Source organism: Ponticoccus litoralis, from assembly GCF_039769985.1.
In the GTDB taxonomy this organism is placed as follows: Bacteria; Pseudomonadota; Alphaproteobacteria; order Rhodobacterales; family Rhodobacteraceae; genus Ponticoccus; species Ponticoccus litoralis.
In genome coordinates this window covers 2,725,238-2,746,627 of sequence record NZ_JBDNCH010000002.1, presented here as the reverse complement: position 1 = coordinate 2,746,627, position 21,390 = coordinate 2,725,238, and the positions used below count along the sequence as shown (strand labels likewise).

Annotated in this window: 15 protein-coding genes and 4 pseudogenes; 14 read left to right on the top strand and 5 right to left on the bottom strand. The window is 67.9% G+C overall.

Annotated features, from left to right (window positions below):
• Positions 1 to 65: 65 nt before the first annotated feature.
• Positions 66 to 998 (bottom strand): iron chelate uptake ABC transporter family permease subunit, encoded by a 933-nt coding sequence (locus ABFB10_RS14700; protein WP_347167069.1) that lies wholly within the window; start codon positions 996 to 998, stop codon positions 66 to 68.
• 4 nt (positions 999 to 1,002) lie between these two features.
• Positions 1,003 to 1,909 (bottom strand): annotated as a pseudogene (locus ABFB10_RS14695) (siderophore ABC transporter substrate-binding protein).
• A 135-nt stretch (positions 1,910 to 2,044) separates the two neighbouring features.
• Between ABFB10_RS14695 and ABFB10_RS14690 the strand changes: the two are divergent.
• Positions 2,045 to 2,338 carry a DUF2218 domain-containing protein gene (locus tag ABFB10_RS14690; RefSeq protein WP_347167068.1) on the top strand — a complete coding sequence of 98 codons (294 nt, stop codon included), beginning with the start codon at positions 2,045 to 2,047 and terminating at the stop codon, positions 2,336 to 2,338.
• Positions 2,339 to 2,591: 253 nt separating this feature from the next.
• The gene (locus ABFB10_RS14685; protein ID WP_347167067.1) at positions 2,592 to 3,713 is read left to right on the top strand and encodes an FRG domain-containing protein; all 1,122 of its coding nucleotides are present in this window, start codon (positions 2,592 to 2,594) and stop codon (positions 3,711 to 3,713) included.
• A 149-nt stretch (positions 3,714 to 3,862) separates the two neighbouring features.
• Here ABFB10_RS14685 and ABFB10_RS14680 read toward each other — a convergent pair whose 3' ends face one another.
• From ABFB10_RS14680 to ABFB10_RS14675, 3 genes and pseudogenes are all read right to left on the bottom strand, one after another.
• Positions 3,863 to 4,978, bottom strand: a complete 1,116-nt coding sequence (locus tag ABFB10_RS14680) for a D-apionate lactonase family protein (protein WP_488175602.1) — start codon at positions 4,976 to 4,978, stop codon at positions 3,863 to 3,865.
• A 189-nt stretch (positions 4,979 to 5,167) separates the two neighbouring features.
• A pseudogene (locus ABFB10_RS24480) lies at positions 5,168 to 5,745 on the bottom strand (D-apionate lactonase family protein); the annotation flags it as partial.
• A 403-nt stretch (positions 5,746 to 6,148) separates the two neighbouring features.
• A complete protein-coding gene (locus ABFB10_RS14675) occupies positions 6,149 to 7,018 on the bottom strand; it encodes a MurR/RpiR family transcriptional regulator (protein ID WP_347167065.1) in 870 nt (289 codons plus the stop codon).
• 130 nt (positions 7,019 to 7,148) lie between these two features.
• Here ABFB10_RS14675 and ABFB10_RS14670 point away from each other — a divergent pair, with 130 nt between their 5' ends.
• From ABFB10_RS14670 to ABFB10_RS14615, 12 genes and pseudogenes are all read left to right on the top strand, one after another.
• Positions 7,149 to 7,892 (top strand): N-formylglutamate amidohydrolase, encoded by a 744-nt coding sequence (locus ABFB10_RS14670; RefSeq protein ID WP_347168026.1) that lies wholly within the window; start codon positions 7,149 to 7,151, stop codon positions 7,890 to 7,892.
• Positions 7,885 to 8,482: pseudogene (locus tag ABFB10_RS14665) on the top strand (TRAP transporter small permease subunit). The gene ABFB10_RS14670 and the pseudogene ABFB10_RS14665 overlap by 8 nt, the downstream one beginning before the upstream one ends.
• Positions 8,482 to 9,804: a TRAP transporter large permease gene (locus ABFB10_RS14660; RefSeq protein WP_347168025.1), complete on the top strand. Its 1,323-nt coding sequence runs from the start codon at positions 8,482 to 8,484 to the stop codon at positions 9,802 to 9,804. The pseudogene ABFB10_RS14665 and the gene ABFB10_RS14660 overlap by 1 nt, the downstream one beginning before the upstream one ends.
• A 57-nt stretch (positions 9,805 to 9,861) precedes the next feature.
• Positions 9,862 to 10,898 (top strand): annotated as a pseudogene (locus ABFB10_RS14655) (TRAP transporter substrate-binding protein).
• Positions 10,899 to 10,962: 64 nt separating this feature from the next.
• Entirely contained in the window at positions 10,963 to 12,324 is a 1,362-nt protein-coding gene (locus ABFB10_RS14650) for a glutamine synthetase family protein (protein ID WP_347167064.1), read from the top strand.
• Between the two features lie 22 nt (positions 12,325 to 12,346).
• The gene (locus tag ABFB10_RS14645; protein ID WP_347167063.1) at positions 12,347 to 13,732 is read left to right on the top strand and encodes an aldehyde dehydrogenase family protein; all 1,386 of its coding nucleotides are present in this window, start codon (positions 12,347 to 12,349) and stop codon (positions 13,730 to 13,732) included.
• 258 nt (positions 13,733 to 13,990) lie between these two features.
• The gene (locus ABFB10_RS14640; protein WP_347167062.1) at positions 13,991 to 15,136 is read left to right on the top strand and encodes an iron-containing alcohol dehydrogenase; all 1,146 of its coding nucleotides are present in this window, start codon (positions 13,991 to 13,993) and stop codon (positions 15,134 to 15,136) included.
• A gap of 324 nt (positions 15,137 to 15,460) precedes the next feature.
• The gene (locus ABFB10_RS14635) at positions 15,461 to 16,096 is read left to right on the top strand and encodes a paraquat-inducible protein A (RefSeq protein WP_347167061.1); all 636 of its coding nucleotides are present in this window, start codon (positions 15,461 to 15,463) and stop codon (positions 16,094 to 16,096) included.
• Complete coding sequence (locus ABFB10_RS14630) at positions 16,069 to 16,704, top strand: paraquat-inducible protein A (RefSeq protein WP_347168024.1); 636 nt, start codon at positions 16,069 to 16,071, stop codon at positions 16,702 to 16,704. The genes ABFB10_RS14635 and ABFB10_RS14630 overlap by 28 nt, the downstream gene beginning before the upstream one ends.
• On the top strand, positions 16,701 to 18,521 hold the full coding sequence (locus ABFB10_RS14625) for a PqiB family protein (RefSeq protein WP_347167060.1): 1,821 nt from the start codon (positions 16,701 to 16,703) through the stop codon (positions 18,519 to 18,521). The genes ABFB10_RS14630 and ABFB10_RS14625 overlap by 4 nt, the downstream gene beginning before the upstream one ends.
• A gap of 29 nt (positions 18,522 to 18,550) precedes the next feature.
• Positions 18,551 to 19,138: a PqiC family protein gene (locus ABFB10_RS14620; protein WP_347167059.1), complete on the top strand. Its 588-nt coding sequence runs from the start codon at positions 18,551 to 18,553 to the stop codon at positions 19,136 to 19,138.
• A gap of 136 nt (positions 19,139 to 19,274) precedes the next feature.
• Positions 19,275 to 21,161, top strand: coding sequence for a bifunctional sugar phosphate isomerase/epimerase/4-hydroxyphenylpyruvate dioxygenase family protein (locus tag ABFB10_RS14615; RefSeq protein ID WP_347167058.1), 1,887 nt, complete (start codon positions 19,275 to 19,277; stop codon positions 21,159 to 21,161).
• Positions 21,162 to 21,390 lie beyond the last annotated feature (229 nt).

The window sequence follows — 21,390 nt, the reverse complement described above, 5'->3', positions numbered from 1 at the left end:
ACCCCGACGCCCCCGGCGCTTCGGCGGGCAGCGGCAGGTGTCCCTGCCCGGTGTCGATGCCCCGGTCAGCCATGCGCCCGCCCCGGCCTTGCGTGCAGAAGCCAGAGGAAGACGCCCGCGCCGAAGACGGCAAAGACCGTCGCCGCCGGGATCTCGTAGGGGTAGCGGATCAGGCGGCCCAATACGTCGGCGGCCAGCACCAGCGCCGCTCCGAACAGCGCCGTGACGCCGAGGTTGGCGCGCAGGTTGTCGCCCCGCCAGCGCGAGATCAGGTTGGGCGCCACCAGCCCGACGAAGGGGAAGACCCCCACTGTCACCAGCACCAGCGCCGTCAGGGTCGAGACCACAACAAGCCCCAGCGCCCGCGTCCGCCCGTAGTTCAGGCCCAGCGACCGCGCCTGCGTCTCGCCCAGCCCGAGGATGGTGATGCGGTCCGCCACCACGTAAAGCAGCGCCGCCAGCGCAGCCACGGCCCAGAGCCATTCGTAACGGCCCTGCACCACGCCCGAGAACTCTCCCAGCCGCCAGGTGCCGAGGTACTGCATCAGGTCCGCGCTCCAGGCGAACCATGTCGCGGTGGCGCCGAGGATGCCGCCGTAGATCAGCCCGACGATGGGCAAGAGCATCGGGTCCTGACGCGGCACCCGGTCGGCCAGCGCCAGAAAGCCCAGCATCCCGGCCAGCGCCGCCGCCGCCGCGACCAACATCTTGCCCGCCACCGCCATGCCGGGCGCGATCAGCGTCACCGCCAGCAGGCCCAGCATCGCCGCCTCGGGCGTGCCGGTCAGCGAGGGTTCCACCAGCCGGTTCTGCACCACCTGCTGCACCACCACCCCCGCCAGCGCCAGCCCGGCCCCCGCCAGAAGCGCGGCGGCGGTGCGCGGCAGGCGGCTGACCCAGATCAGCCAGCCGCCGTCCTGCGACAGCGACGCCGCCCCCAGCGCAAGGCTGAGGGCGACCAGCGCCACAAGCGCGGCGATGCAGAGGAAAGGCCGCAAGCGATCAGCCTTCGGAGGCGCCGAAGGCCGCGATGATCTGATCCAGCGTGTGCATCATCGCCCCGGCGCCACCCGCGGCGATGTAAAGCGGCGCGGCGTCTAGGTAGACGATCTGCCCTTCGCGGGCCGCCGTGGTCTTGGCCACCAGCGGGTTGTCCAGCGTCGCCGCCGCAGCCTCGCCCTCGGCGCCGATGGCGGCGCCCCGGTCGATCACCAGCAGCCACTCGGGATCGTGCTCGGCGAGGAACTCGAAGGACACCGGCTGGCCGTGGTTCTCGGCGTCCAGTCCGTCGACCGCCTCGGGCAGGCCGATCTCGCCGTGCAGCCAGCCAAAGCGGCTGCCCGCGCCGTAGACGGAAATCTTGCCGCCGTTGGTCAGCAGGATCAGGCCGCTGCCCTTGCCTGCGACCGCCTCTTTCGCCTCGGCGACCTTGGCGTCCAGATCGGCGGTCAGCGCCTCGGCCTCGGCCTCCTTGCCGAACAGGGCGCCATAGGCGGCGATGCGCGCGCGCGCCTGCCCCGGCAGGTCGTCGCCCCCGAGGGTCATGTCGATGGCAGGCGCGATGTCCGACACCGGCCCCAGCTGCTCGGACGAGCGCCCGCCGACCACGATCAGGTCGGGCTGCAGCACCGCCAGCGCCTCGAAATCCGGCTCGAAAAGCGTGCCCACGGCCTGCGCCTGTGCCGCCACCTCCGACAGGCTGGACAGGTAGACCGGGTTCGGCACTCCCGCGACCGGCACGCCAAGCGCGGTCAGCGTGTCGAGCGCGGCAATGTCGAAGACCGCGAGTGTTTCGGGATTGGCGCCGACCTCGGACCGGCCCGGTGGCGGTCTCGACGGTCAGGTCCTGCGCCAGGACCGGCGCGGCAAGGGTCAGGGCGGCGAGGCCGGCAAGAAGGCGGGTGCGCATGGGTGCTCCTTTCAGGGCATTTGTCTGCGCGTGGCTGGCCCGCTCGGGTTGGCTTCGCATGTCGCGCCGGTGGTAGACGATTGCAATCCGCCGCCGCAATCCCCATTCTGACAAAAACACTCGGGAAGGGAAGCCATGGCACATCACGAAATTGGGCGCTTCGAGACGCCGAACGGATCGAAATACCTGCAACAGCTCTGCAAGCACTTCGCCCACAAGATCGCCGTCACCTATGACGCCGAACAGGGCACCGCCGCCCTGCCCATGGGTCCGGCGCAGCTGCGGGCCGATCCCGAGGGGCTGACCATCGAGATCGAGGCGGACAGCGCCGAGGGCCTGCCGCGCGCCCGGGCGATCATCGACGACCACCTCGCCCGCTTCGCCTTCCGCGAGGACTTCACGACGATGAACTGGCAACCCGCCGCCTGAGGGGTTTGCCCCGGCCCCGGCCCGGTTCTCCGCCGGGGCCTTGCCGCCGGAGACCGGAACGCCTGTGTCCTGGCACGTCCTGCGCTGCCGAGAGGGGCCCGGGGGGGGCAAACCAAATATAGTCATAATAGTACTTGGATAGCTTTAGAATCCAAAATTTTTGTGTCGCATTGCCGATCCCGAAGGGGCAAAGTTGATGTCTCGACGCATTCACTTTGAGCCCCTTCGTTTGCCGCACTGCCCCAAAGAGTGAATGCGGAAAGTCAATAATGAATACTCGTGGAGTCCAAGTGTGCATGTTTCGATAGATGATTTCTCGGCACGGCTAAAAGCAGCGTTTAGCAACTATCGGAAGTTAAACGAGAGTTTCCGCGTTGGCAGAGTCGCCCCTGAAGTCCACCCAACACACCTCCACTACGCCTTTGACGACGACGTCCCGTTTCTGGAGGCCTTGCTGCCGACAGCCGACACCTTCGCCTCGAACTACCATGGACGGCGAAAGAAATTCTTGGCGCGTGGGCATAGCGACGCTGAAGCGTATTCTCTCACCCCCACGATATTTCGGCGCCCACAGGGAGATCACGCGAAACGCCAGTTCGACTACTTCATGAATGGGTACATTTCTGGGGCGTCCATCGACTACGAAACCAGAGTTTTCGCCTCGTTCCTGTCAGGCCTGAACGACAGTTCGGCACACCTATCAAAGGAGAGTATCGCGTTTTTACAGATGCATGAGAACTGGGCAGCGACAGAAGTTGGCAACATCCTCGGACCGCGCGGGCCAACCTTCAATGTGAGCAACTTTCCAAACGAGAACTTGCTTCACGAACTGGCCATTGCGCAACACCACGGCGTCCCGACCCGTTTTCTGGATTGGTCGACGAACCCGCTGAAAGCGCTTTTCTTTGCCTGCGTCGGAATTGCACCACGTCCGAAGGAAGACAATAAGCGGATCGGCGTTTGGCTCTTCCCTCTTGATTATCTAGAAATGTGCGAGCTGCTTGGGGTCGTCAAAGTGGTCAGGGCCGCGAGCTTTCAAAATACCTATATTGCCAGACAGAATGGCGTATTCACACTTCACAACCTGAGGCACCAATCTGACGGCATGTGGAACGACGTCGATGAAGAAAACAAGGTGGTAATGCCGCTAGATGCGTACCTAACGGACAATCCAAAAGCCCAAGGCTACATTGACCCTCTGATAGAACACATCGGCAAACCAATACTCATGACGCTGCCGCATCGCCATGCAGTCCGCATCCCTGCACATCTTAGTGAGTTCGATATTCGCTACTCTACGCTCATGCCAGGCCCACATGGAGCTGCGTTAGAGGCTATCCAACGTCACAAACACTACGGGATCAGCTATAGTTGAAAGTGCCATTGCCGGGGCGAAGCGTTCGCCGTTTCGGCGGCTGACCGCACAACCCTCAGCACAGCGGCTGAAACCGCCGACGTAGGCAACATCTCCGGCGGGGGACCGAAAAGTCGGCCCCCTCACCCTTCCCAACCTGCCGCCCCGCCTCAACGGCGGGCCGTCACATCTCCGCCCCTCCCCCGACAATCCGCGCGAAGGCCACCGCGAAGGGCGGCAGCGTCACGTCCCGCAGTCTCTCGCGCGGCGCCACTGGCCAGCCAGTCGGCGTCCTCCGTGGCGGCCCCGAAGGCGCCCGCGTCCATCAGCGCCACCTCTGCCTCGGCGGGCAGGGTCACACAGGCCGCATCGGCACCGAGGTTGGCCAGCATCATCCGCTGCCCGTCCCGGTCCGCGGCATAGCCCACGACGCCCTCCGGCAGGCCGGTCACACCCAGGCGGGGCGCCCCGGCCAGCGCGGCGGCCTCCGCCACCACGTGGAACAGCGGATAGACCTGCGCCGCGCGCCCATCGTAGCCCGCCTGCGGATACTCCTGTTCCGCGACGGCCACGCCAAAGGGACCGGCGGGCGCGGCAAGGCAGAGCGAGGCCACCCTGCTGCCCGCGCTCGCCGCCAGCACCCCCACCGCCCGGGCGGCGCCGAAGAGGCCACGGTGGCGCGGGTCCGCGCGCCCCATGGTGCGGCGCAGCTGCGCCGGGTTGGCGGCCACATCGGCGCCATAGGGGTTGGACCGCATCCCGATAGACACGAGGCCCAGCCGATAGGGCTTGCCCGCCGCCAGCGCCCCGGCGCTTTCGAAGATCTGCGGCAGGCACTCCAGCGTTTCGAGAACCGAGAGGTCGTCCCCCGCATGCACGATCGCGGTATTGCCATGGGTCAGGTAGTCGGCCTGCGCCATGTCGGGACGGCAGCGGTTCAGCTCGGTGAAATTGGTCATCATGCCGCCGCCGATCTCTGCCTTGGGGAAGGCCCGGCGCAGCATCGGCAACAGCTCCGCAGGAGTCGCGCCCCCGGGCCAGGGCCCGCTGGGCTGGTGGCTGCCAAGGTAGCCTTCGGGCAGCGCCAGCACCCGTCGCGGGGCCAGCCCGGCATCGGCCAGCGCGCAGGCGGCCCCTGCGATACCGGCCTCGGGCCTCGGCCCGGTCACGATCTCCACATCGACCTCGGCGCGCAGCCGCGCGGCCATGCTGGCGGCGATCGCCAGAAAGGCCGGGTCCGGCACGCCCGCCTGACGCACCAGCAGGCACCCGACGCCGGTCTTCATGGCGATGTCCCGGGCGTTTTCCGGCGCCTCCCAGCCCGGCTCCAGCGCCAGCCCGATCTGCGGAGCCCGCGCGCCGGTGCGGGCCAGCGCGACGCGCCCGCCCCCTGCCGCAGCGCCGCCCGCGCCCGCACCGGACAGCGTCACCGTCACGCTCTGCGTCACCGGCGCCTCCAGCGTGTAGACGAAGGGATGGACCAGCGGCACGCAATAGGTCTTGAAAGAGGCGTCGGACCAGTTGCGCTGGTCCTCCATCTCGAAGACCTCACCGCCAAAGGTGATGTCGACCGCCACACCCCCAGGCTGTGCCGCAGCCCGGCAATATCCATGACCGGCTGATCCGGCGAGATCAGCGCCGGAAAACCGGTCTGCTCCTGCGTGCCGTCGGAATGGGTGACCGTCAGATCCGCGCCCGCGACGCCCCGGATCGGATGCAGCACGGTAAAGCCCGCGCGGTTGGTGCGGAAGGGCGTGGCGCCCGGATCCATGGTCAGCCGCGCGGTCAGCCTCCCGCCCGCCTCGGCGCGCACCTCCAGCAGGCAGCGCAGCGCGCCCTCCGCGACGGTAAAACGCAGCCGCCCGGCAAAGCCCGCTCCCGCATCAAGCTGCTCTTCTTCGACGGTGACGGGCCAGGTGCCCCAGCTTTCGTCGCGGATCGGCCAGGCCAGGGCCCGCACAACCTCGACCCCGTGCCAGCGGATCTGCCGCAGCGCCTCCTGTCCCCACAGGAAGGACAGCGGCCCGACCGCCACCCGCCGCAGCGCCGCCATCGGCTCTTCGGTCCCGTAAATCGCCGGATCGCTCATACCGCCCCCACTGCCCGCCGTTCACCAAGCCGCCCAAAAGCGGCCCGCCGATCATAGGCCGCGCGCCCTGCCGGTCAATTCGCCGCACCGCAGACCCGGCAAGCGCCGGGCAACACGGGCAGAAAGCCCGCCCCCGCGCCCCCCCGGTGCAACGCCGACGCCCCCGGCGCGCCCCTCTCGACACCGTCACCGCCGCCAATGGACGCCGCCCCCGACCGGGACCGCCTCCCGCTCTTCTCTGGTCTTCCAAATACCCTCGGGGGAGGCCGCAGGCCGGGGGCAGAGCCCCCTCCGACGCCGCCACCGGCGACACCGCCCGGCGCAGCCCCGCCAGCCCACAGACCGGCCCGGCAGACCCCGCCGCCGCTCAGGGCTTGCGGAACAGCCGCGTCTGTTCGAACAGCGCGTCCAGCGCCTCGAAGCGGTCCCGGGCCTCGGGCCAGACGGTTTCCTGCGCGGCGGCGATCAGCGCCTCCAGCACCATCATGGTCGAGACATTGGAATCCCAGGCCGAGGGGATCTCGACCCAGCAATTGAAGCTTTGCGTCGCGATCTCGGCCACCGGGCTGGACCACTGGTCGGTGATCAGCACCACCCGCACGCCGCGCTGCGTCGCCAGTTCCGCCAGCCGCAGCAGGTTCGCCTCGTAGCGGCGGATGTCGAAGACCAGCAGCACATCGCCCGCCTTCATGTCCACCAGGTAATGCGGCCATGTGGCCGAGGACGAGGTCAGATGCGTGACCCCGGGCCGCACCGCCTGAAGATGGGTGAAGGCGTAATCCGCCAGCGCATGGGTGATCCGCCCGCCGACGATGTACAACCCATGCGAGGGGTCCGACAGCAGCGCCGCCGCGGCGTCGAAGCCACCAGAGCCGATATTGGCAAAGGTCGTCTGGATGTTCTGCGTCACCGCCTTGGCGAAAGTGTTCAGCGGGTGGCCGTCCGGCGCTTCTGTCGCCCAGACGGCGCGGCGCTCGGTCGGGCCCGAGGCCCGGGCCTGCAACTCTTCCCGCAGGGCCTGGTGGAATTGCGGGAAGCCCTTGAAGCCCAGCTTCTGCACCATGCGCGCGATGGTGGGGGTCGAGACCCCGGCCCCGGCGGCGACCACGGTGATGCTGGCCAGACCGGCGGCAGGATAATCCTCCAGCAGGGCATTGGCGACCTTGCGCTCTGACTGGGTCAGCGCGGTGTACTGCGCGCGGATGCGTTCGCGGACGGTCGCGGCCTGCTGGCTCAAGTGGGCTCCCCCGTGGCTGGTTCCTGGGCGGTTGACGGCCTCTGCCCGGGAATCCCCGACCGACCGATGAAGAGATATTGACACAACCGTGACAGTTGTGGAGACTTTTTTCAGAAACGGGGGAATGACGATGTTCGAAGGCGATGACGACGACCGCACAGGGCCGGTCCGCGTGATCAACGGCTGCGGCAGGGGCGGCGTGCTTTTGCTGTGCGAACATGCCTCGGCGCATATCCCGGCGCGCTACGGCGGCCTTGGCCTGCGCGCCGACTGGCGCGACAGCCATGCGGCATGGGACCCGGGCGCGCTGGCGCTGGCGCAGGTGCTGTCCTCTGCCCTGAACGCGCCGCTGGTGGCGGGGGCCGTGTCGCGGCTGGTCTACGACTGCAACCGGCCGCCCTCTTCGCCCTCTGCCATGCCCGAACGCTCCGAGGTGGTCGAGGTGCCGGGCAATGTCGGGCTGACGCCCGAAGCCCGGGCAGAACGGGTCGAATCGGTCTATGCCCCCTTCCTGGCCGCCGTAGAGGCGCAGCTTGGCCGCGCGCCCGGGGCGCTGGTGACGGTGCACAGCTTCACCCCGCTTTGGCACGGCACCCCGCGCGAGACAGAGATCGGCCTCTTGCACGACAGCGACGCGCGGCTGGCCGAGGCCATGCTGGCACGGGCGCCGCAGGGCCGCGTGGTGCATCTCAACCGCCCCTATGGCCCCGAGGATGGCGTGACCCATTCCCTGCAACTTCACGGCAAGGGGCTGCCCAACGTGATGATCGAGGCCCGCAACGACCTGCTGACCACCTCGAAGGATGTGCAGACCATGGCCATGGACCTGCTGGCCATGCTGACGCCCGCGCTTGCGGAGGTGGCCGATGCCTAGGCTTGCGACCGGCTTTGTCCACGGCGTCGACGCCATGAACCGCTTTATCGGGCGCATCGCCATGTACGGCATCTTCGTGCTGATCGGCGTGCTGCTCTGGTCGAGCGTGTCCAAGGCCGCCTTCCTGCCCTCGCTCTGGACGCTGGAGACAGCGCAATTCGTCATGGTCGCCTATTACGTCCTTGGCGGGCCCTACTCGATCCAGCTGGGGTCGAACGTGCGGATGGACCTGTTCTACGGCAACTGGACGATCCGCCAGAAGGCCTGGATGGATGCCTTCACCGTCTTCTTCCTGATGTTCTACCTCGGTGTGCTTCTTTACGGCGCGCTGGGATCGCTGGCCTATTCGATGGGCTACTTCGGGATGCAGCCGCTGGAGTATTTCATCGAGTTCTTCGGCGCGCTCTTCACCGGCGGCTTTGACGCGGCGGGCGAGAAACTGGGCTTTCTCGAACGCTCCTCGACCGCCTGGCGTCCGGTGATGTGGCCGGTCAAGCTGATCCTCGCATTCGGGGTTTTCCTGATGCTTTTACAATGCCTTGCGGAGCTGATCCGTGACATCGAGCCGCATCCGCGGGGAAGATATCTGATGAGTCAGGAACTGATCGCAATCGTCATGTTCTCGGGCATGATGCTGATGCTGATGACCGGGCAGCGGGTCTTCGGCGCCATCGGCTTTGTCGGCGCGCTGGCGGGGCTTCTGCTCTGGGGCACCGGGGGCGTCGACGTGCCCTTCGCCGCCGCCATGAAGCTGATGAAGTGGTATCCGCTGCTGACGCTGCCGATGTTCATCTTCATGGGCTACGTGCTGTCGGAATCGAAGATCGCCGACGATCTGTACAAGATGTTCCACGTCTGGATGGGGCCGGTGCGCGGCGGCCTTGCCATCGGCACCATCGGCTTGATGGTGCTGATCTCGGCCATGAACGGGCTTTCCGTGGCTGGCATGGCCATCGGCGCCACCATCGCCCTGCCGGAACTGCTGCGGCGGGGCTACGACAAGATCATGGTGACGGGGGTGATCCAGGCCGGGTCCAGTCTTGGCATCCTCGTGCCACCCTCCGTCGTGCTGGTGCTCTATGCGATGATCGCGCGGCAGCCGGTGGGGCAGCTGTGGTTGGCGGGCGTGGTGCCCGGGCTGATGATGGCCACGATGTTCGTGATCTACATCTACGTGCGCTGCCGCCTGCAGCCCGAGCTGGGCCCGCCCCTCCCCGAGGAAGAGCGCAACGTCAGCCGCGCCGAAAAGCTGCGCCTTCTGCGGGCGGGCATCCTGCCGCTGGCGATCTTTGCGGTGATGATGGTGCCCTTCGTCAAGGGCTGGACCAGCCTCGTCGAAAGCTCGGCCATCGGCGCCATGGCGGCCTTCCTCGCCGCCGTGCTGAAGGGTCGCATGACCCGCGCCGTCTTCGAGACCTCGGTGCGCCAGACCCTCGCCATCTCCTGCATGTTCATGTGGATCATCCTCGCCGCGCTCGGGTTCGGCGCGATCTTCGACGGGCTGGGCGCGGTCGGCGCCATCGAGTCGCTGTTCACCGAGAAGCTGGGCCTGTCCCCCTGGATGATCCTGATCCTGATGCAGCTGTCGTTCATCGTCATGGGCACCTTCCTCGACGACACCGCGATGCTGGTGATCGTGGCGCCGCTCTATGTGCCGCTGGTGGGGGCGCTTGGCTTCGACCTGATCTGGTACGGGGTGCTCTACACGATCACGACGCAGATCGCCTACATGACGCCGCCTTTCGGCTACAACCTCTTCCTGATGCGCGCCATGGCGCCGCCGGAAATCGGCCTTATGGACATCTACCGCTCGATCATCCCCTTCGCGCTGGTCATGGTGCTGGCACTGGCCCTGATCATGGTGTTCCCGCAGATCGCCCTGTGGCTGCCGGGGCTGGTATACGGAAACTGAACCATAATGAGCCCCGACAACGGGGCCGCAAACCCTAGCAACCTGGAGACGTTGAAGATGACCACATCCCGCAGAAAGTTCCTGACCACCGCCGCCGTCGGCGCGGCGGCTGCCCCCTCGCCGCGCCCGCGCTGGCGCAATCCACCATCACCTGGCGGATGCAGACCTATGCCGGTGCCGCGCTGGCCGAACATGTGGTGAAGCCCGCCATCGACACCTTCAACAAGATCGCCGGCGACCGGATGCAGATCGAGCTGTTCTACGCCGACCAGCTTGTTCCCACGGGCGAACTGTTCCGCGCCATGCAGCGCGGCACCATCGACGCGGTGCAGTCGGACGACGACTCGATGGCCTCGCCGACCGAGGTGACGGTCTTCGGCGGCTACTTCCCCTTCGCCTCGCGCTACTCGCTGGACGTGCCGGTGCTGTTCAACCAGTACGGCTTGAACGAGATCTGGGGCGAGGAATACGCCAAGGTCGGCGTCAAGCACATCAGCGCGGGCAGCTGGGATCCCTGCCATTTCGCCACCAAGGACCCGATCAACAGCCTTGCCGACCTTCAGGGCAAGCGCATCTTCACCTTCCCGACCGCGGGCCGCTTCCTGAGCCAGTTCGGGGTCGTGCCCGTCACCCTGCCGTGGGAAGACATCGAGGTCGCGGTGCAGACCGGCGAGCTTGACGGCATTGCCTGGTCGGGCATCACCGAGGACTACACCGTGGGTTGGGCGGATGTGACCAACTATTTCCTCACCAACAATATCTCGGGCGCGTGGATCGGGCATTTCTTCGCCAACCAGGGCCGTTGGGACGAACTGCCCGAGGACCTGCAACTGCTGCTGACCACCTGCATGGAGCAGTCGCATTACTACCGCCAGTGGTGGTACTGGGGCGGCGAAGCCTCGCTTCGCGTGAACGGCGACAAGCTGAAGCTGACCTCGATCCCCGATGCCGAATGGGATCAGGTCGAGAAAGCGGCCCAGACCTTCTGGGACGAGATCGCCGCCGAGTCCGAGACCAAGGCAAAGGTCGTCCAGATCTTCAAGCAGTACAACGCCGACATGGCCAAGGCCGGTCGTCCCTACCGCTACACCTGACGCATCCAAGCCCCGGCCCCGGCGCATGGGTGCCGGGGCCACTCTATTGAAAGGACTGCCAGACATGCCCGGCCCCCTGACCTTCGACGACCTGAAACAACAGGTTTCAACCGGCGCCATCGACACGGTGCTGGTCTGCATGGTGGACATGCAGGGCCGCCTGATGGGCAAGCGCTTTCACGCGGCGCATTTCGTCAACAGCGCGTGGGAGGAAACCCACTGCTGCAACTACCTGATGGCCACCGACCTCGTGATGTCGACGCCCGAGGGCTATGCCTCGACCTCGTGGGAGCAGGGCTACGGCGATTACGTGATGAAGCCGGACCTGTCGACGATCCGCCCGATGCCCTGGCTGCCCGCGACGGTCATGGTGCTTTGCGACCTTCTGGACCACCACACCCACGAAGAGGTGCCGCACAGCCCCCGCGCCATGCTGAAGAAGCAGGTGAAACGGGCCGAGGCCATGGGCCTGACCCCGCTGATGGCGACCGAGCTGGAATTCTTCCTCTTCGAGCGCAGCTTCGACGAGATCCGCAAGGGCGGCTTCCGCGATCTCGACACGCTGATCGGCTACAATCAGGACTACAACATCATGATGACCAGCCGGGAAGAGCATGTGATGCGCCCGGTCCGCAATCACCTCTATGCCGCCGGGCTCCCGATCGAGAACTCGAAGGGCGAGGCCGAGACCGGGCAGGAAGAGCTGAACATCAAGTATGCCCCGGCGCTGGACACCGCCGAGTACCACACCATCGCCAAGCACGCGGTGAAAGAGATCGCCCAGCAGCAGGGCCATGCCGCCAGCTTCCTGGCGAAATGGCACCACGACAAGGTGGGCTCCTCCAGCCACGTTCACATGTCTTTGTGGAAAGGGTTCGACCCGGCCTTCTACGACAAGGACGACGCGCTTGGCATGTCGGACCTGATGAAAAGCTACACCGCGGGCCTGCTGAAATACGCCCCCGACATCATGATTTTCCTCGCCCCCTACATCAACAGCTACAAGCGCTTCGTGGCGGGCACCTTCGCGCCGACGCGGATCATCTGGTCGGTCGACAACCGCACCGCGGGCTTCCGGCTGTGCGGCGACGGCACCAAGGGCGTGCGCATCGAATGCCGCGTCGGCGGGTCGGACCTGAACCCCTATACCGCCATGGCCGCCCTGCTGGCGGCGGGGCTGAAGGGCATCGAGGACGGGCTGGACCTGCAACCGGCCTTCACCGGCGACGCCTATGCGGGCGAGGCGCCGGAATTGCCCACCACCCTGCCCGCCGCACGGGCCGCGCTGCTGGCCTCGGACCTGCTGCGCGAGGCCTTCGGCGAGGACGTGGTGATCCACTACGCCCGCGCGGCAGAGGTGGAAATCGAGGACTTCAACCGCGTCGTGACCGACTACGAGATCGCGCGCGGCTTCGAGATGGCCTGACCAAAGGCCCAGTGAGGAACACATGAGCAAGACCCTGAAGAACATCTCTCCCATCGACGGCAGCACCTATGCCGAGCGCCCGGTCCTGACACTGGACGCGGCGCAGGCCGCCGCCGCGCGCGGCAAGGCGGCGCAGGCGACATGGGCCGCGCGTCCGTTGCAGGAACGTATCGACCTCGTGATGGCCGGTGTCGCCGCCGTCGGCGCAATGAACGACGAGATCGTGCCGGAACTGGCGCATATGATGGGCCGCCCGGTCCGCTTCGGCGGCGAGTTCGGCGGTTTCAACGAGCGGGCCTCCTACATGGCGGGGATCGCCGCCGAAGCGCTCGCCCCCATCGAGGTCGGCGAGGATCAGACCTTTACCCGGTACATCAAGCGCGTGCCGCTGGGTCTGGTCTTTGTCGTGGCGCCCTGGAACTACCCCTACATGACGGCGATCAACACCGTCGCCCCCGCCCTGATCGCGGGCAATACCGTCATGCTGAAGCACGCCACCCAGACCCTTCTGGTGGGCGAGCGCATGGCGCGGGCCTTCCATCAGGCGGGTGTGCCCGAGGATGTCTTCCAGAACGTCTTCCTCGATCACGACACCACCTCGGCGCTGATCGCCGCCAATGCCTTCGACTTCGTGAACTTCACCGGCTCGGTCGGCGGTGGCCGCGCCATCGAGCGCGCAGCGGCGGGCACCTTCACCGGCACCGGGCTGGAGCTGGGCGGCAAGGACCCGGGCTATGTCATGGAGGACGCCGATCTGGATGCCGCCGTCGACACGCTGATCGACGGGGCGATGTTCAACTCGGGCCAGTGCTGCTGCGGCATCGAGCGGATCTACGTGCACGAGTCGCTCTACGACGCCTTCCTCGAAAAGGCGCTGGCGGTGGTGCGCGGCTACAAGCTGGGCAACCCGCTGGACCCCGAAACCACCATCGGCCCCATGGCGCATGTACGCTTCGCGCAGGAGGTCCGCGCCCAGATCGCCGAGGCCGTCGATATGGGCGCCACCGCCCATATCGAGACCATGCCCGGGGACGACGGCGGCGCCTATCTGACGCCGCAGATCCTGACCGGCGTGACCCACGACATGCGCGTCATGCGCGACGAAAGCTTCGGCCCGGTCGTGGGCATCATGAAGGTCCGCGACGACGAAGAGGCCATCGCGCTGATGAACGACAGCGCCTTCGGCCTGACCGCCTCGCTCTGGACGGCGGATGTGGACCGCGCGCAGGCGGTGGGTGACCGGATCGAGACCGGCACCGTCTTCCTGAACCGCGCCGACTACCTCGACCCGGGCCTGTGCTGGACCGGCTGCAAGCAGACCGGGCGCGGCGGCGGCCTGTCGGTGATCGGCTTCCACAACCTGACCCGGCCCAAGTCCTACCACCTGAAGCGCGTGACCCGCGCCTGACGGACCGGCCCGGCCCGCACGGGGCCGGGTGCGAACACGCGGGCCGCGCCGCACAACCGGCGCGGCCCACCAGCGCCAAGGGCCTGTTCCCCGACCGGGGGCCCGCCACGCGCGCAAGACGGCACCCGGCCCCTCCCCTTCAGGGCCGGGCAGCCAGACCGACAAGCCCCCGCCCCTTCGCCGGGCGGGTCACACCCTCCACCAGACAGGCCGCCCCCGCGACGGGTCCGGCGCCCAACACAGACAAAGAGCCCCGACATGAGCCTCACCGGAAACTGGTCCTACCCCACCGCCATCAAGTTCGGCGCAGGCCGCATCGCGGAACTGCCCGCCGCCTGCGCGCAGGCTGGCATGACGCGCCCCCTGCTGGTCACCGACAAGGGGCTGGCCGATCTGCCGATCACCGATGCGACGCTGGACATCCTCGAAGCCGCCGGGCTGGGCCGCGCGCTTTTCGCCGACGTCGATCCGAACCCGAACGAGATCAACCTTGCCGCCGGTGTCGCCGCCTATCGGGACGGCGGCCACGACGGGGTGATCGCCTTCGGCGGCGGCTCGGGGCTGGATCTGGGCAAGATGGTCGCCTTCATGGCGGGCCAGACGCGCCCGGTCTGGGACTTCGAGGATATCGGCGACTGGTGGACCCGCGCCGATGCCTCTGTGATTGCGCCCATCGTGGCGGTGCCGACCACCGCCGGGACCGGCTCCGAGGTGGGGCGCGCCAGCGTCATCACCAATTCCGAGACGCATGAGAAGAAGATCATCTTCCACCCCAAGGTGCTGCCCGCCGTGGTGATCTGCGACCCCGAGCTGACCGTGGGCATGCCGAAGCCGATCACCGCCGGCACCGGGCTCGACGCCTTCGCGCATTGCGTCGAGGCGTTCAGCAGCCCGCATTACCACCCCATGAGCCAGGGCATCGCGCTGGAGGGGATGCGGCTGGTCAAGGACTACCTGCCCCGCGCCTACGCCGACGGCACCGATATCGAGGCGCGCGCGCAGATGATGTCGGCGGCGATGATGGGTGCCACCGCCTTCCAGAAGGGCCTGGGCGCGATCCACGCCATGAGCCACCCCATCGGCGCGCATTTCAACACCCACCACGGCACCACCAACGCGGTCTGCATGCCCGCCGTGCTGGCCATGAACGCCGAGGCCATCAAGGACCGCTTCGACATGGCGGCGGGCTATCTTGGCATCTCGGGCGGCTTCGCGGGCTTCCAGACCTTCGTGCAGGGGCTGAACGACACGCTGGGCATCCCGCGCCGCCTGTCGGACATGGGCGTGACCGAAGACGCCATCCCGGCGCTGGTGGCGGGCGCGCTGAAGGACCCGTCCTGCGGCGGCAACCCGGTGGCGCTGACGGCGGAGAATCTCGAGGGCCTGTTCCGCGCCGCGCTCTGACGGAGGGGGCTCTGCCCCCGCTCGCTGCGCTCGCCCCCCGCGGTATTTGGAGGACCAGAGAAGGGGGCGGGACGACCTTTCCCGCGGCGGCGCCGGGCCCGGATCGTGGCCCGGTCCGGCTTGCCGCCTCCTCAGGCGGCACCCGCCCGCGCGATCGGGTCTGCCTTGCTGCGTCTCTTGCTGCGTCTGCGGAGTCGCACACGCAAGGGTGATTGCCTCCACGCCCCCGCGGGCTGTGGACAATGGCCCTCTGCTCCCTATGATTCCCGCCACAGGGATACGCGGCAGCCTGCCCGCGCGCCGCGATCCAAGGGGGAAAGAGCGATGAGTGACCACCCGCAGGCGCCGCTTGCCGAGGGGCCGATGCTGGCCTGCCCGGTCTGCGACACGCTGCACGCAGAGCCACAGGTGCCGGTGGGCCATGTCGCCCGCTGCCGCCGCTGCGGCCATGTGCTGGCCGCCCCGCGCGAGGGCGCCTTTGCCCGCGTGCTGGCGCTGGCCATCACCTCGGTCATCCTGATGGTCGGCGCGGTCTTCTTTCCCTTCATCGAACTGGATGCCGCGGGCCTGCACAACCGCGCCTCGGTGCTGGATGCGGTTCTGGCCTTCTCGACCGGGCTGATGGTGCCCCTGTCCTTCGCGGTGGCGCTGCTGATCGTGCTGATCCCCACCGCGCGACTGTTCGCGATCATCTACACCATCGGACCGCTGGTGGCCGGGCGCCCGCCCTTCGCCGGGGCCACGCGGGCCTTCCGCCTGTCCGAGCGCCTGCGGCCCTGGTCGATGGCCGAAATCTTCATCATCGGGGTCGCCGTCGCATTGGTGAAGGTCGCGGGCCTCGCCACCGTCAGCCTTGGCCCGGCCTTCTGGGCCTTTGCCATCCTCGTCCTTGTCACCGTCCTTCAGGACAACGCCATGTGCCGGTACACGATATGGAAAACGCTGGAACAGCCGAGCTGATCACGGCGCGGCAGGCGGGCCTTGTCGCCTGCACGCGCTGTGGCCGGGTCCACCGCCCCTCGGAAGAGGCCTGCACGCGCTGCGGCGCGCCGCTGAACCCCGCCGGGCGCAAGTCCATGCAGGCGGTCTGGGCCTGGCTGGTGGCGGGCGTCGTGGTCTACATCCCCGCCAACATCTACCCGATGCTGCGCACCTCCACCCTGCTGGACCAATCGGAAAGCACCATCGTCGGCGGCGCCATCGAGCTTGTGCAACACGGCTCTTACGCGGTGGCGGCCATCGTCTTCATCGCCTCGGTCCTGATCCCCGTTGGCAAGTTCATCGCCATCGGCTACCTGGCGCTGGACCTGACGCCCTCGACCCTGCTGAACAAGCACCAGCGGCACCGCCTTTACGAGGTGGTCGAGTTCATCGGCCGCTGGTCGATGATCGACGTCTTCGTCGTGGCCATCCTGTCGGCCCTTGTCCAGCTTGGGTCCGTCGCTATCATTAACCCCGGTATCGCCGCGGTCAGCTTTGCCCTTTCGGTTGCCTTCACGATGCTGTCGGCCCGGGCCCTGGACCCCCGGCTGATCTGGGACGAAGACGAGAAAGAAGAGCACCCTTGAGCGCACCCACCCCAGCAGAGCCCCATGTCACACCCGTCCGCAGGCGCCGGCTTTCGGGGCTGTCCTTCGTCTGGCTGGTGCCGGTGCTCGCGCTGGCCGTGTCGCTGGGCATCGCCTACCAAAGCTATGCCGCACGCGGGGTGCTGGTCGAGATCGCCTTTGAAAGCGCCTCCGGCGTGGTCGCGGCGAAAACCGAGCTCAAGTACCGCGACGTCACCGTGGGCATGGTCGAGGACGTGGCCTTTTCCAGCGATCTCTCGCGGGTCGTGGTCGGCGTCCGGGTGGCCCGGAACGTGGCGCCCTACCTCGATGCGGACGCGAAATTCTGGGTCGTCCGGCCCGAAGTCACGACGCAGGGCATCAGCGGGCTGAACACCGTGCTGTCGGGCGTCTACATCGAAGGCCGCTGGGATTCCGAGGCCGGCGAAGCCCTGACGGAATTCGAGGGGCTGGAGCGCGAGCCGCTGGCCGACGGGACCCGGCCCGGTACGGCCATCGTGCTGCGGGCCAAGGAGGGCAACTCGATCGTTGCCGGCGCCCCGATCCTCTACAAGGGGATCAAGGTCGGCGCTGTCGAGGCCCCCGAACTGACCCGGCGCGGCGACGGCGTGGTGATCCGCGGCTTCGTCGAGGCGCCCTACAACCAGATCCTGACCCGCAATTCGCGCTTCTGGGATATCTCGGGCATCTCGGTCTCCGTCGGCGCGGGCGGCGTGTCGCTCGACTTCACCTCGGTCGCCTCGCTGCTGCAGGGCGGCATCGCCTTCGACACGCTGGTGGCGGGCGGAGAGATGGCGCGCGCGGGCCAGAGCTACACGCTTTACGCCGATGCCGAAGAGGCGCGCGTCAGCCTGCTGGAGGATCCGGGCTCGGCACGGCTGCGGGTGCTGGCCACCTTCGACGGCTCGGTGGCGGGGCTGAGCGAGGGCGCGCTGGTGCGGTTCCGCGGCGCGCCGGTGGGCGAGGTCAGCTCGGTCGGCATGGTGGCCGAAACCGAGGGCAACCGCCGCGTGGTCTACATGCAGGCGACCCTGTCGTTGCGGCCCGGGCGGCTGGGACTGGACAGCGACACGAATGCCGCCGAAAGCATGGATTTCCTCAGCGACATGGTCGCGCAGGGCCTGCGGGCGCAGCTGTCGACCGCGAGCATCCTGTCCAGCGACCTCGTGGTGAACCTTGTCGAGGTGCCCGACGCAGAGCCCGCGGTGCTGGCCTCTGACGGCGACTCGCTGCCGCGCCTGCCGACCATCACCGCCGAGATGTCCGACCTGAACGCCACCGCCGAGGGCGTCTTCGAGCGCATCAACAACCTGCCGGTCGAGGAACTCATGGCGGCGATCCAGGGGCTGGTGGAAAACGCCAATACCCTGGTCGCCTCGGACGACACGCGGCAGATCCCGGCAGAGGTCAACGCCACGCTGGCCGAGCTGCGCACGCTTTCGCCCGACCTCAGGAAGACGCTGAACGAGTTGCAGACCACCGTCGCCGAAGCGCGCGGAACCCTGGGCGAGGCCACGCTGATCGTGCGCGACCTGCGCGAGGGCGGCGCCAGCGAAAAGCTCAACCAGGCGCTGACCTCGGCGGCAGACGCCGCCGACGCCGTCGAAAGCGCGGCGCTGGAACTGCCCAAGATCACCGCCCGTGTGAGCGGCCTCGTCGGACGGGCCGAAACGGTGATCGACGCCTACGGAGACGGCTCGCGGCTGATCACCGGGGCGCTGTCGACGCTGCGGGATATCAGCCAGGCGGCGGATGCCATGCGCACCCTCGCCCGGACCCTGCAACGCAACCCCAACTCTCTGCTCCTGGGACGGTGACATGCGTATGAAAACTCTGGCGAGCCGGGATGGTCGCCCTTACACTGGCCGCCTGCGGAACCTCCGGGCCACAGTACCTCGTCGAGACCCCGGCCTCCGACCTGCGCGTACGCGCCCGGGTGCCGACGATGGTGGTGCGCACCGTCTCGCTGCCCAGCTACGCGGCGGACGAGGCCATCGCCTTTCAGGCCGAGGACGGGTCGGTGCAGATGATGAACAAGGGGCTCTGGGCGGACGAGCCCGAGCGCGCCACAACGCTGGCGATCACCCGGCACCTGAACACCATGACCTCGGCCAAGGTGGCACCCGATCCCCGGCCGCTGCCGCAGCCCGCCATCGGCGTTCTGGATATCCGGGTCGAGACCTTCATCGCCACGCGACAGCGCAGCTTCCGCATGTCGGGCCAGTATTTCCTGGGCTCCGAGACGCCCGACCCGATCGTGCCGGACGATCCCGACAAGGATCCGATCGAACGGCCCGCGCCGCTCTCTGACAAGGCGCGGAACTTCGATCTGCAGATCCCGCTGACCGGCCCCGGCCCCGGCGCCATCGCCACCGCGCAGGCCGCCGCGCTGAAAAGCCTCGCCGAGGCCATCGCCCGCGACATGGCGCGCTGAGCCCACGGGGTCTTCGACGAAGACCCCGCCCGCGGCCAAAGTCTTCGTCGAAGACTTTGGCGCCCCCGCAGCGGTTGGCCTTTGCGGCGCCACCCGCCTATGCTGGCCCCACATTCCGCCTTTCAGGACGACACCCATGAAAACCGCCATCGCCACCGTTTCGATCTCTGGCAACCTGCGCGAGAAGCTCGAGGCCATCGCCGCGGCGGGATTCGACGGCATCGAGATCTTCGAACAGGATTTCATCGCCGATGAGGCCGGCCCGCGCGAGGTCGGGCGGATGATCCGCGACCACGGGCTGGAGATCCCGCTGTTCCAGCCGTTCCGCGATTTCGAGGGGCTGCCCGGCGGGCTGCGCGCCAAGGCCTTCGACCGGGCCGAGCGCAAGTTCGACCTGATGCAGGAACTGGGCACCGACCTCGTGCTGGTCTGCTCTTCCTGCCATCCCCAAAGCCTGGGCGGCATCGACCGCGCCGCCGACGACTTCGCCGAACTGGGAGAGCGCGCCGCCAGACGCGGGCTGCGCGTGGGCTTCGAGGCGCTGGCACGGGGCCGCCACATCAACGACCACCGCGACGCCTGGGAGGTGGTGCGCCGCGCCGACCACCCTGCCGTGGGGCTGATCGTGGACAGCTTCCACACCCTGTCGCGCGGCATCGACCCCGATACCATCCGCCGCATTCCCGGCGACCGCATCTTCTTCGTCCAGCTTGCCGACGCGCCGAAGATCGACATGGACCTGCTGTACTGGTCGCGGCACTTCCGCAACATGCCCGGCGAGGGCGATCTGGACGTGCAGGGCTTCATGCGGGCGGTCATGGCGGCGGGCTACACCGGGCCGATCAGCCTGGAGATCTTCAACGACCAGTTCCGCGGCGGCCCGACGAAGACGCTGGCCCGCGACGGCTATCGCTCGATCGTGGCGCTGATGGACGACGTGCGCCGGGCCGAACCCGAGGCCAAGGTCGACCTTGCGCCGATGCCCGCGCGGGTCGCGCCCCGGGGGGTGTCCTTCATCGAGTTCGCCTCGCGCGGGGAGGAGGCGGAAGAGCTGCGCGCCCTGCTGTCCGGCCTTGGCTTCGAGGTCGTCGGCCAGCACCGCAACAAGGCGGTGACCCTCTGGCAACAGGGCGAGATCCGCATCGTCGTCAATGCCGAGGAAGAGGGCCACGCGGCGCGGGCCTTCAACCTGCGCGGCACCTCGGTCTGCGACCTTGGCCTTCTGGTCGACAGTGCCGCCGAGGTGGCCGAGCGGGCGGCCCGCCTTGGCTCCCAGCCCTTCAGCCAGCCGATCGGACCCGGCGAGGTGCCGATCCCGGCGGTTCGCGGCCTGTCCGGTTCGGTCCTGCACTTCATGGATTCCAGCGCCACGCTTGGCGGCGTCTGGGAACAGGAGTTCACCGGAGCGGGGGGCGCCGTCCCGGGCGCCGGGCTGCAACGCGTCGATCACATCGCCCAGACGATGACCTATGACGAGATGCTCAGCTGGACGCTGTTCTACACCACCCTGCTGGACATGCGCAAAAGCCCCATGGTCGATGTGATCGACCCGGACGGGCTGGTGCGCAGCCAGGTGGTCGAGGCACCGGACGGGGCGCTGCGGGTCACGCTGAACGGCGCGGACACCTACCGTACCCTCGCCGGCGCCTTTCTCGAGGAAAGCTTCGGCGCGCCGGTGCAGCATATCGCGCTGGCCACCGACGATATCTTCGCAACGCTCGACCTGCTGCGCGCGAGGGGCTTCAGCCCCCTGCCGATCCCGCAGAACTACTTCGACGATCTCGCCGCGCGCTTCGACTTTCCCGAGGGGTTGCTGGAGAAGATGCAGGCCGCCAATGTCCTTTACGACGAGGATGCCAGCGGCGCCTTCTTCCAGTGCTACACGCCGACCTTCGCGGGCGGGTTCTTCTTCGAGATCGTCGAGCGGCGCGCGGGATACGGCGGATACGGCGCCCCGAACGCGCCCTTCCGCATCGCCGCGCAAAAGCGGTTGCGCCGCACCAAGGGTGTGCCCGCCCTCTGAAGCGCCCCGGCGGGGCCATCCAGCGCGCGTCCCGCCCGCCCACACCCAGAGGATGCCCCGCTGACCGGCGGCTCGAAAACCCGCGCCGCGACGGTCTGCCCGAGGACCGGGCGGTTCTTCCGGGGGCCTCAAGGCGCGGAGCACCGCCCGTCCTGTCCGCGACCGATCTGCGCGGCAAGAAGGTGGCATTCGCAAGCCGCTTCCGCCGTTCCCGCGTGCAGAAGGCCCG

Excerpts from the sequence above, each read along its gene's own strand:
- ABFB10_RS14660 (WP_347168025.1), top strand. The coding sequence starts at position 8,482 with ATGAGTCAGGAACTGATCGCAATCGTCATGTTCTCGGGCATGATGCTG.
- ABFB10_RS14670 (WP_347168026.1), top strand. The coding sequence starts at position 7,149 with ATGTTCGAAGGCGATGACGACGACCGCACAGGGCCGGTCCGCGTGATC.
- ABFB10_RS14620 (WP_347167059.1), top strand. The coding sequence starts at position 18,551 with ATGGTCGCCCTTACACTGGCCGCCTGCGGAACCTCCGGGCCACAGTAC.
- ABFB10_RS14690 (WP_347167068.1), top strand. The coding sequence starts at position 2,045 with ATGGCACATCACGAAATTGGGCGCTTCGAGACGCCGAACGGATCGAAA.
- ABFB10_RS14640 (WP_347167062.1), top strand. The coding sequence starts at position 13,991 with ATGAGCCTCACCGGAAACTGGTCCTACCCCACCGCCATCAAGTTCGGC.
- ABFB10_RS14650 (WP_347167064.1), top strand. The coding sequence starts at position 10,963 with ATGCCCGGCCCCCTGACCTTCGACGACCTGAAACAACAGGTTTCAACC.
- ABFB10_RS14635 (WP_347167061.1), top strand. The coding sequence starts at position 15,461 with ATGAGTGACCACCCGCAGGCGCCGCTTGCCGAGGGGCCGATGCTGGCC.
- ABFB10_RS14680 (WP_488175602.1), bottom strand. The coding sequence starts at position 4,978 with ATGAAGACCGGCGTCGGGTGCCTGCTGGTGCGTCAGGCGGGCGTGCCG.
- ABFB10_RS14685 (WP_347167067.1), top strand. The coding sequence starts at position 2,592 with ATGCGGAAAGTCAATAATGAATACTCGTGGAGTCCAAGTGTGCATGTT.
- ABFB10_RS14645 (WP_347167063.1), top strand. The coding sequence starts at position 12,347 with ATGAGCAAGACCCTGAAGAACATCTCTCCCATCGACGGCAGCACCTAT.
- ABFB10_RS14630 (WP_347168024.1), top strand. The coding sequence starts at position 16,069 with ATGGAAAACGCTGGAACAGCCGAGCTGATCACGGCGCGGCAGGCGGGC.
- ABFB10_RS14615 (WP_347167058.1), top strand. The coding sequence starts at position 19,275 with ATGAAAACCGCCATCGCCACCGTTTCGATCTCTGGCAACCTGCGCGAG.